This window comes from Cytobacillus massiliigabonensis (genome assembly GCF_900199725.1).
Lineage (GTDB): Bacteria > Bacillota > Bacilli > Bacillales > Cytobacillaceae > Cytobacillus > Cytobacillus massiliigabonensis.
In genome coordinates, this window is record NZ_LT904904.1 from 947,241 (window position 1) to 957,726 (window position 10,486).

Below are 10,486 nucleotides of genomic sequence, written 5' to 3' on the forward strand. Positions count from 1 at the left end.
TTGGAGAGTGCTCCGATTCCTCTCTCATCTATTAATCAGTCATAATGTCCTTCCAAATGAGCTGCTGCGGTGCTGCAGATTGGATGGATTTCATGTTTTCCGGCTTATCCTTTCCAACCCAGACCCCTGCAGTATACTGATCGGTTAGACCGATAAACCAATAGTCTTTATAATCATTTGTTGTCCCAGTTTTTCCACCGGCATAACCGCTTGAAATATATATCTTATTTGCGGTTCCAGATTGAATCGTTTTTTTCATTAATTGTCTAATTTTATCAGTCGTTTGATTACTCCAGATTTTCGTATTGCTATCGTTCCAGCTATATAGAACTTTTCCATCCATGGCTGTTACTTTTTTTATCGCTCGTGATGGCTGATAATTCCCATCGGCAGCAAAAGTGGTATAGGCTGAAGTGAGTTCAAGCGGTGTCATCCCATAGGATAACCCGCCAAGTGCAGCGGAAAGCATATAATCTGATGTTGTTACTTTGCTAAATTGAAAGTTCGCGAGATCCTTAAACCCATTCTCAACACCGATTGATTCTAGCAGTCTAACCGCCGGTGTATTATAAGAGTATATAAAGGCTCTTTCTAAAGAGACCATTCCATATACTCCTCCTCCATAGTTCTTCGGACAGTATCTGTTTTTACAATACGGACCTGCATTTATCTTTTTCTGCAGAGAAGCATTCGTTCGTTCCAGATAAGGACCATATACAAGCAGCGGCTTTATCGCAGATCCCGGCTGTCTATAGGCTTGGTAGCCTCTGTTAAAATCATATTTCTGATACTGTTTTCCGCCAACAAGAGCTACAACTTGATGATTCTCATGATTAATCACAACAGCTGCTCCCTCAATATCTTTATATGGAAGCCTATTCTTTACAGATTCATTAGCCTTTTCCTGTATTTTCGTGTCAAGAGCTGTTTCGATAACGATCCCAGAGGCAATTACCTCCTTCACGCGTTTGTTTTGCTCCGCCTTTATCTCTTCTTTTTCTTGTTCAGCAGCTTTGGCTAACTGTATATCGAAGCCCTCCTGTTGGGCGATAAGGTCCCTAAGCTCTTGCTCGACATATGTTACGTAGTCTGGATATAAATCTGTTTGTTCTCTTAGATTCAGAAGGATCGGCTCCCTTTTAATTTCCTCGGCTTCAGCTAAGCTAATCACTTGCTGCTTAATTAGTTGATCAATCAGCCTTTCTTGCCGTTCCTTTGTTCGATCAAAGTGTTTTAATGGATTATACATAGTCGGATTATTTGGTATCGATGCTAGAAAAGCAAGCTCTGCTTTTGAGAGCTCTTTTGTTTGTTTTTGAAAATAATACAGAGATGCTGCTTCAATCCCATACACGCCATTATGAAAATAAATCGCATTAATATAAAGCTCAAGAATTTCCTCTTTCGAATAGTTGCGCTCAATTTCATAGGCATATAGAACTTCACTCAGCTTCCTGTTATAGGATTTTTCCGTGTTTAAATAAAGATTCCTGGCAAGCTGCTGGGTAATGGTGCTTGCCCCTTGTTTAATATCATTAGAGTGCATATTAATAGCAAGGGCTCTTCCAATTGCGGGCAAATCAAAACCAGAATGGTCATAGAAATGCTGATCCTCTGAGACAATGAATAGCTCTTTAAGAAAAAGTGGAATCTCTGCTGAATCAAGATTGATCCGATTAACAGGCTGAGAAATTTCAGAAATAACCGCACCATTGGAAGCTTTAATAAAGCTTGTTTGCGGCAATGATATTTCTTTCATAGGGATCTTTTTTTCCAATACTTCATGAAAGCCTTGAACTTGCTTTATTTCTGAACCGGCTACAAATACAACCGCCATGAAGAAGGGAAGCAGAACAGCGATTAGAATATATCCTGTTAACATGCGCAACTGCCTCACGTTCCTTTCGTTACTCTCTATTAATATTATTCGGCTGTCCAGTGCAAAAGTTAATTTTTAATATTGCTTGTGCCCTTTTGGAAAATCTGTAGAAAAATAAAATTACACAGAAAAATTAAAATTTTCCATGGTATAATTAATAAAATATATTCGTATCAATTTTTAATGAAAGCAGGTGAGATAATGGAGGATGAGCAATGCTATTTATTTATCGATTTTGAATTTACCATGCCAGATAGAAGCAGCCAATACAAAGGATTTTATCCGGAAATCATCGAAGCAGGAGTTGTTGCTGTTAAGAATAATCAAGTATATGAACAATTTTCGTCATATATTTCTCCCATTCGTTTCCCGATATTATCTGACCGCTGTAAATCCTTTCTTCGAATATCGCAGCAACAGGTCGATCAGGGAATATCACTTAATGAATTAGTTAAAAAACTAAAAGATGTAAGCAACAATCCATGCACGGTAATTACATGGGGAAATATGGATATGAGGGTACTCCGGAATAATTGCCAGCATGCAGGCATTCCTTTTCCGTTTAAAGGGAAGGAAATTGACTTATCGATGGAATATAAACGTTTCTTTGGCGATCAGAATCAGACTGGGCTATGGAAGGCAGTTCAAGAGTATGGAAAAGAAGGGACTGGCAAACATCATCGTGCATTAGATGATGCGATGACAACGTACAATATTTTTAGATTAGTAGAAAAGGATAAGCGATATCTGCAAAAACCTGAACCGACAACAATTGGTGACCGGGTTGACTTTTCTAAGCTGCTGAACAAATTTGCGTAAAAAGCCAAATCGCTATGTATCGATTTGGCTTTTGTTAATTGTGCCTTATTTAAAATAATCCATTTCCAATGATGCAATGTTTTTAAGACTTTGTTCTGCCCAAGGTGATGAAACACCTGTCAGCTCCTGTTTCATTTTTTCTAATGCTTGTTTAAGTGAATCTTTATAATCAGGAATTTCTTCTTCAAAATGCTTAACCATTTTCTTAGGCACATTTGTCTGTTCTCTGTAGGCTAATGCTCTGCGTTCATGAAAAAATAGCGCATCCCCATCCTTTGGACTATGCAGATCCCCTTGCATTGGATGTTTTGCCACTGCAAGTACTCTTACTAAATAATGCTGTGGTCGAATTTCTGTGATTTCACCAATATAGGTTCCTGATTTATAGTGGGCTCTTACTCGGTCACCAATCTTGAATTCTTCCATGCTGTATCCTCCTCTTTCCTTCTAAATAAAGGATCCAATTATATCCTTATTATGACTTACTTTAGTGGAAAAACAAAGTACAAACCGTTATAGTAGTGTTTATGATGTGATATAATAAAGTATTAAACGACTGTTTTTTATAGAAAGGACGGATGGAATGTTTAAATGGACTGTATTGTCTTTGTTTTTATACTTTCCAGAAGATAAGTCTGAGTATCTCCCGGCTGCCATTAGTTTAGGAGTATTTGCGATTGCTGCTTTTTTCACGTTTAGATTCTTTGTAAGAATCTCCAAAAAAGAGGCCATGAAGGCAAAAGAGCTAGAGGAAAGATTGCAGCATCAAATAAATAATAGCGGTGAGAACAGTTAATAACAGCTGTTCTTTTTTTTAGATAAGAAAGTATGACTTTGAGATTAGTAAATTGTCTAGCGCAAGCGTCTTATCGCCTATCAAACTTCAGGTCCCCTCCGCAACGATTGCGTCAACATCGATTCGCTCTCGCTCACCGTGTTTCCTATATCGAAAGAACCGATCCTTCCAGTTTGTACGGTGATGACCAAGGCGCTTGCGCTTTTCTTATGTTTATCAAAGGATGATCTTGGACACAATAAGGGCAAATTGTCTTATGGAGGATCTAAGATCATGAAAAAAGCGTGGCTACTCATCCCCATTCTTCTCCTTACAGGGTGTGCGGAAGAAAATATTAGAAACCTGGATGTTGAGATGTTTAATGCTGTAGGCGACTCTTTAGGCAAGATAAAATTAGAAGAACAGGCTGCAGGAGTAAAGATGAATGTTGATTTGAAGGGGCTTCCTCCTGGGGAGCATGCTATTCATATCCATGAAACAAGCAAATGTGAGCCGCCTGATTTTAAATCAGCAGGTAACCACTTTAATCCTGAGGATAAGGAACATGGACTTCTTCATCCGAAGGGTGCGCATGCCGGGGATCTCCCTAACCTAATTGTCGAAGATGACGGGAAGGTCAAAGCAGAGCTCATGGCTCCACAAGTGACTTTAAAAGAAAACAAAAAATCATTATTAACAAAAGAGGGAACATCCATAGTTATCCACGAATCAGCCGATGACGGCATGACTCAGCCAGCAGGTGATTCAGCTGCACGTATTGCTTGCGGTTCCATTTCAAAAGATAAAGATTCAAAGGGGCAGAAAAAAGCACAGGATGATTAAACCCAGTCTTTTAGGATTTATTGATTCCCGAAATGAGAGCAAGCTGCAAGAAAGGGAATCCAATAGGGGTCTATGGGTTCTCCCAATGAGAGAAAACTCAAAGGGGGAATGCTCAATAGACCCTATTTGTTCTTCCTAAAGAAGTGAGTTAAGAGAAAGCCCTTTTCAGCCTTTCTAATCCTTCTAGTACGATCTCTCTTGGACAAGCAATGTTCATTCGGACAAAGCCCTCTCCGCCGGGACCATATTTCTTTCCTGGCTCTAATGCTAATTTTCCTTTTATTAATAATCGATCCTTGATTTCCTCGTCGCTTAATTGGAGTGCCTGACAGTTAAGCCAAATGAGGTAGCTTCCCTCTGGCTCCATAACTGATATGCCTGGGATGTGTTCATCAATGTATTCTTTTACAGTTTTAACGTTTTCCTTTATATAGGCTAACAGTTCTTCCAGCCATTGTTCACCAGATCTGTAGGCAGCTTCCATCCCAATGATGCCAAAAGTGGATAAACTAAAGAATCCTTGCCGTTCTTGTACGTCTTTAAAGGCTTTACGAAGTTGTTTATTTGGAATAATAACAGCTGAGGCTTGGAGTCCAGCAAGATTAAACGTTTTACTAGGTGCGATACAAGTGACTGTAATTTCTTTATATGTATCGTTCAAAGAGGCAATAGGTACGTGCTTATTCTTTAAAATTAAATCAGAATGAATTTCATCAGAAAGTATTAGGCAGTTGTATTGATGGCATAGTTCGACAATTCTTGTTAATTCTTCTTTCGTCCATACTCTGCCGCTAGGATTATGAGGATTGCAAAGCAGGAATAGTTTCACACCATCCTTTAGATGATTTTCAAATAATGTAAAGTCGATTTCATAGCGGTTATTTATTAATTTCAATGGAGTGTTTACGATTTTTCGATTATTTTTTTCTATCATTTCAAAGAAAGGGGTGTAAACAGGTGATTGCAGCATAACTTTATCTCCTGGTGTGGTAAAGGCTTCGATGGCGATTGAGATGGATGGAACGACTCCTGAGCTGTATAGAACCCATGAATGGTTAATTTCCCAGCTGTGTCTTTTTTTGAGCCACATTTGAATGGCTTCTGTAGTAGAGGGCGGTGAGTAAGTATAGCCGTATATTCCATGATCTACTCTTTCTTGAATGGCTTCTTTCACTTCATTTGGAGGTGAAAAGTCCATATCCGCGACCCACATGGGCAAGACATCATCTGTTCCAAAGATTTGCTTGGTTAGCCCCCATTTAACGGATGAAGTGTGTTCTCGATTCAATTTTTGATTAAAATCGTACTTATTCATTTCGTCCCCGCCTTTTCATTTATTTCTTCTTTACTCTATAATAATGGATGAAAAGAAAAAGTAAAATAAAAGGTGATCATGATGCAAATTCAAGAAATGAACATACAGCTTGTATGCACGCTAGATGAATGGGACCCATTTCAAATGGGTGAAGGCAATTATGATACAGAAATAGCAGACGTAATTCAGGCTGTTCATGATATAGATGATCAGGAAAAACTTGCGAGAAAAATCCAAGCTATTTATGAATTTTCATTCGAGCAGATAATTCCACTTGCAAATTGCAAAGAAATAGCCGAAAAGCTCATCTCAATTAAAAATAGTGGATCTTGCCAATTATAAAAAGAAAATCACCCTTCCATTAACGGAAAAGGGTGATTTTTATTTGGTTTTATTTACGAAATTTTTAATATGGGATAAAACCTCTTCTGGTTTTTCCTCAGGAACAAGATGACCAGTTTCTTTCAATACAATTAGCTTGGAATTTTTTAAATCCTTATGAAGCTGCTTTCCGATGTGTAATGGAACGACTTTATCATGCTCCCCCCAAATTAATAAACAAGGTGTATGAATTTTATGAAGCCTTTCAATAGGTAGGTCGCCTTCACGGTCCCTAATCATTCTTGTCAAAGCATGAAAGATACGATCCTCTAAGAATGGTTCTAAATAGCCCTTTTCCATTTCCTTATCAATTTTTGAATGGTCATAGACGACATTTCTTAAGTTCTTTTCAACCCCTGATTTTTCAAGATAACGCTTAATAAATAGATGGAAAAAAGGCAGATAGCTCGACATAATAAGAGAACGCTTTGACTTTTTAAGATAAGCCGAACTGCACAATAATACACATTGGGCTATGAGATCAGGTCGTAGGTAAGCGATATTTAAGGCGATTTGCCCTCCCATAGAATGTCCAATAATTATAATGTCTTTCAATTGAAGGCTTTCGCATAGCTTGATGACTGTCATTGAATGATTTTCGTATGAATATATATAGCTGCTGGACTTCCCGCTTTTACCAAATGGGGGCAGGTCAACGGATATTACATTATACTCGTTTTTTAGAAGTGGAATAAGGTGTCTGAAGCTAAAGGTAGAAGAAAGGAAGCCATGCAGTAAAACAACGGTCTTTTTAGAATGGGCATGAAGGTAAGATTCGTAATAAATCTCATTTCCATTCAGGGTGACTAGATTGCTGTTCATCTTCCATTCCTCCTTCTATACTCGTGAACAGTATGCTGGAAATTTTGTGTGAAGACAATAAAAAAGGGACAAACCACTTAGGAATGTCCGTTCAAAAAAGGGGGGAATACTAGAAAGCTTTATAAGATAAGGATAACCACATTTTATTATTTTATACATTGGTTAAATCCTTTTTTAAAACATAATTAAAGAATTCGCGCACAAAATAGAATAACACCGTATATAAATAACTTTTGAAAAACAAGCCCAACTATGATATAATTTTTAATTGCGAATAAAAACGAAAAATAATATATAATTTAGGAGTGTTTTCATGTCTGAAAAAATCGAAGTAGGAAGTGTTATTACAGGAAAGGTAACTGGGGTTCAACCATACGGTGCGTTCGTTGCTTTAGATGAAAATACACAAGGACTTGTTCATATCTCAGAAGTAACTCATGGTTTCGTAAAAGATATTAATGAATTTCTTAAAGTGGGCGATGAAGTAAACGTTAAAGTTTTATCTGTTGATGAAGAAGCAGGTAAAATCGGATTATCTATCCGTGCAACTGAGGAAGCGCCAGCAGTTGAAGTAAAGGCGAAAAAGCCTCGCAAACGTCAAGCGGCACCAGTTAAAGTAGAAAATGATACTGCGCAAGGCTTCAATACACTCAAAGATAAGCTTCAAGAGTGGATTAATCAGTCTCAGGCTTAATAAATAAATAAATAAAATCCTCTGTCATTTGTGACAGAGGATTTTATTTTAATTCATATTTTTTTATTCGGTACTGAAGGTTCTGTCTGCTCATGCCTAGAGATTTTGCGGCTTGGGTAATATTATGATTGTGGTATGTTAACACCTTCTGCAAATAGTTCGATTCTATTTCCTCTAAGTATGTATCTAATGGTTTTATATCGTAACTGTTTTCAATAGAAATAGGATAATCCTTAGTATCTGCTTTGAATTGAGGCTTGTTGCGAAAATGGATTGGTAAATGTGAATATGTAATCGTATCCTCATAATCAATCAAGTTCATCGCTCCCTCAATCACGTGCTCAAGCTCTCTAACATTTCCAGGCCATTCATATTGATAAAAGCTATTCAATACTTTTTCGTCAACTTCTTTAACCAACATTCCGAATAAATGATTATATTTTTCGATAAAAAACCGAACAAGGTCAGGAATATCCACTTTTCTGTCACGCAAGGGAGGAATAAATAGGGAAACGACACTTAGTCTATAATATAAGTCTTTGCGGAGTCTTCCTTCAGAAATCGCGTCAATTGGATCTTCATTAATTGTGGCGATTATTCTAACATCAATTTTTCGATCCTTCGTGTCACCTATGCGCCGGACCGTTTTTTCCTGTATAGATCGCAGAAGCTTTGCCTGCAGGGCAGGATTAAGTGAGTTGATTTCATCTAAGAGCAATGTTCCGCCTTCTGCTTGTTCAAATAAACCAGGCCGTTCAATGGCTCCTGTAAAAGCCCCTTTTTTTGTCCCGAAAAGCAACCCCTCAATTAAGTTATCTGGAAGTGCAGCACAATTTTGTGAAATATATGGTCTGGCAGAGCGGGTGCTGCCATTATGAATACTTTGTGCAAAAAGCTCTTTTCCGGTCCCTGTGTCTCCGGTAATAAGAATGGATGAATTTGTTCTTGTTGCTCGCTTGCTTGCCTCGATTACATCTTTGATTTCATTGCTGCTTCCGATAATGCTGTCGAAAGTATAGCGTGTATCACTTTTCTTGTTCATATTTTCTCTAATCAGTTTTTCTAGCTTAGTGACATCACGGGCAATTTCGATGGCACCAATTCGTACTCCCTCATCAACTATTGGAAAAGTATTATTAATTGTTGTTATTTCTTGTCCGCGGTTATTAAAATACGTTTGCTTCGCATTGATGATTGTTTCCCCTTTAGTGAGGGCTTTTATCAGAGTGCTATATTCATTTTTATGAAAAGAAAAGACATCTAAGAGGTCTTTATCAAGAACGTCTTCAAACTCCATCCCCTCTATTTCGGCCATTTTTCTGTTATAAATGATTGTCTTTCCTTCTTGGTTGACGGCATGGATCCCGATGTCGATTTCTTTAAGAATTTTATCAAACAATTTATTCTTTAATCGATCAGAAGGCAGGTTTTGTTTTCTCATATCTATCCTCCTTTTTGGTTTAAAGTGCAATATAAGTTTGCACTTTTGTGCATAAAAACGCAAATAAAATTTGCACTATAACAAGAGAATATTGATTGTATATCGTTTTGAATTTTGGCACACTTCTTGCAATAATATTTTGTGCTGATATTGATAGAGGAGGATGGAAACATGGTACAACCATATAAGCATGAACCATTTACTAATTTTAAATTGGAAGAAAATCATCAAGCCTATTTAACTGGGTTAAAAACAGTTGAAAGCTATTTAGGGAAGGATTACGATCTAGTTATCGACGGAGAGCGCATCTCTACAGAAGAGAAAATCGTATCTTATAATCCTGCTAATAAAACAGAAGTAATTGGCCGTGTGTCTAAAGCAAACCGCGATCTTGCTGAAAAAGCGATGCAAGCTGCAGTAGAAGCGTTTAAAACATGGAAAAAAGTAAAAGCTGAAACACGTGCAGACGTATTATTCAAAGCAGCTGCCATCATTCGCCGCCGCAAGCATGAGTTTTCTGCACTTTTAACAAAAGAAGCAGGCAAGCCATGGAATGAAGCGGATGCAGATACAGCAGAAGCAATTGATTTCCTTGAATTCTATGCTCGTCAAATGTTGAAAATTAAAGAAGGCGTGCCTGTAAACAGCCGTCCAAATGAATATAACCGTTATGATTACATTCCATTAGGTGTTGGAATCATCATTTCACCATGGAACTTCCCATTAGCGATCATGGCTGGAACGACTGTTGCGGCAATCGTAGCGGGAAATACAGTTCTTTTAAAGCCAGCTTCAACTACTCCAGTTGTTGCCGCAAAATTCGTTGAGGTCATGGAAGAAGCGGGTCTTCCTAAAGGTGTGTTAAACTTTGTACCAGGAAGCGGTGCAGAAGTGGGCGACTACTTAGTAGACCATAAGGATACACGTTTCATTAGCTTTACAGGATCTCGTGACGTAGGTCTTCGTATTTTTGAACGTGCTTCTAAATTAAGCGAAGGCCAAGTTTGGATGAAGCGTGTCATTGCAGAAATGGGCGGAAAAGACACAATCGTTGTCGATAAGGAAGCGGATCTTGAGTTAGCTGCGACTTCGATCGTTGCCTCTGCATTTGGCTTCTCAGGGCAAAAATGCTCTGCATGCTCTCGTGCAGTCATCGTTGAAGATGTGTACGACCAAGTGTTAAATCGTGCAGTTGAATTAACAAATGAATTAACACAAGGGGACCCAACGGACCCGAATAACTACATGGCTACAGTAATCGATCAAAGTGCATATGATAAGATCATGAGCTATATTGAAATTGGCAAAAAAGAAGGAAAGCTTATGACAGGCGGAGAAGGAGACGACTCCAAAGGCTACTTCATTAAGCCGACAATTTTCGCAGACCTTGATCCAGAAGCTCGCATCATGAAAGAGGAAATCTTTGGTCCGATTGTTGGATTTACAAAAGCAAAGGATTTCGATCATGCAATTGAAATTGCGAACAACACAGAATATGGTTTAACAGGAGCGGTTAT

At 38.1% G+C, this 10,486-nt stretch carries 11 protein-coding genes; 6 read left to right on the forward strand and 5 right to left on the reverse strand.

From position 1 onward, the window contains the following. Positions 1-31: 31 nt before the first annotated feature. Complete coding sequence (locus tag C1726_RS15660) at positions 32-1,882, reverse strand: transglycosylase domain-containing protein (protein WP_235822788.1); 1,851 nt, start codon at positions 1,880-1,882, stop codon at positions 32-34. A 198-nt stretch (positions 1,883-2,080) separates the two neighbouring features. On the opposite strand from C1726_RS15660, the gene kapD reads away from it, so the two are divergent. Beyond that, positions 2,081-2,698, forward strand: a complete 618-nt coding sequence (gene kapD / locus C1726_RS15665; protein WP_102274024.1) for a 3'-5' exonuclease KapD — start codon at positions 2,081-2,083, stop codon at positions 2,696-2,698. A gap of 45 nt (positions 2,699-2,743) precedes the next feature. On the opposite strand, the gene C1726_RS15670 is transcribed toward kapD, so the two are convergent. Beyond that, entirely contained in the window at positions 2,744-3,124 is a 381-nt protein-coding gene (locus tag C1726_RS15670; RefSeq protein WP_102274025.1) for a kinase-associated lipoprotein B, read from the reverse strand. A gap of 157 nt (positions 3,125-3,281) precedes the next feature. Here C1726_RS15670 and C1726_RS15675 point away from each other — a divergent pair, with 157 nt between their 5' ends. Both C1726_RS15675 and C1726_RS15680 read left to right on the forward strand, forming a co-directional pair. Next, positions 3,282-3,494, forward strand: coding sequence for a hypothetical protein (locus C1726_RS15675; RefSeq protein ID WP_102274026.1), 213 nt, complete (start codon positions 3,282-3,284; stop codon positions 3,492-3,494). Between the two features lie 273 nt (positions 3,495-3,767). After that, positions 3,768-4,316: a superoxide dismutase family protein gene (locus C1726_RS15680; protein WP_102274027.1), complete on the forward strand. Its 549-nt coding sequence runs from the start codon at positions 3,768-3,770 to the stop codon at positions 4,314-4,316. 148 nt (positions 4,317-4,464) lie between these two features. Here the strand turns inward: C1726_RS15680 and C1726_RS15685 are convergent, their stop codons facing one another. Then, positions 4,465-5,631: a MalY/PatB family protein gene (locus C1726_RS15685; RefSeq protein WP_102274028.1), complete on the reverse strand. Its 1,167-nt coding sequence runs from the start codon at positions 5,629-5,631 to the stop codon at positions 4,465-4,467. Positions 5,632-5,712: 81 nt separating this feature from the next. Here C1726_RS15685 and C1726_RS15690 point away from each other — a divergent pair, with 81 nt between their 5' ends. Further along, positions 5,713-5,973: a DUF1871 family protein gene (locus tag C1726_RS15690; RefSeq protein WP_102274029.1), complete on the forward strand. Its 261-nt coding sequence runs from the start codon at positions 5,713-5,715 to the stop codon at positions 5,971-5,973. A 39-nt stretch (positions 5,974-6,012) separates the two neighbouring features. On the opposite strand, the gene C1726_RS15695 is transcribed toward C1726_RS15690, so the two are convergent. Next, on the reverse strand, positions 6,013-6,834 hold the full coding sequence (locus tag C1726_RS15695) for an alpha/beta fold hydrolase (RefSeq protein ID WP_102274030.1): 822 nt from the start codon (positions 6,832-6,834) through the stop codon (positions 6,013-6,015). A 313-nt stretch (positions 6,835-7,147) separates the two neighbouring features. Here C1726_RS15695 and yugI point away from each other — a divergent pair, with 313 nt between their 5' ends. Next, positions 7,148-7,528 (forward strand): S1 domain-containing post-transcriptional regulator GSP13, encoded by a 381-nt coding sequence (gene yugI / locus C1726_RS15700; RefSeq protein WP_102274031.1) that lies wholly within the window; start codon positions 7,148-7,150, stop codon positions 7,526-7,528. A 43-nt stretch (positions 7,529-7,571) separates the two neighbouring features. Here the strand turns inward: yugI and C1726_RS15705 are convergent, their stop codons facing one another. Next, positions 7,572-8,969, reverse strand: a complete 1,398-nt coding sequence (locus tag C1726_RS15705) for a sigma-54 interaction domain-containing protein (RefSeq protein WP_102274032.1) — start codon at positions 8,967-8,969, stop codon at positions 7,572-7,574. 171 nt (positions 8,970-9,140) lie between these two features. Between C1726_RS15705 and pruA the strand changes: the two genes are divergently transcribed. Further along, positions 9,141-10,486: L-glutamate gamma-semialdehyde dehydrogenase (gene pruA, locus C1726_RS15710; protein ID WP_102274033.1), on the forward strand; the 1,346-nt coding region annotated here is incomplete at its 3' end.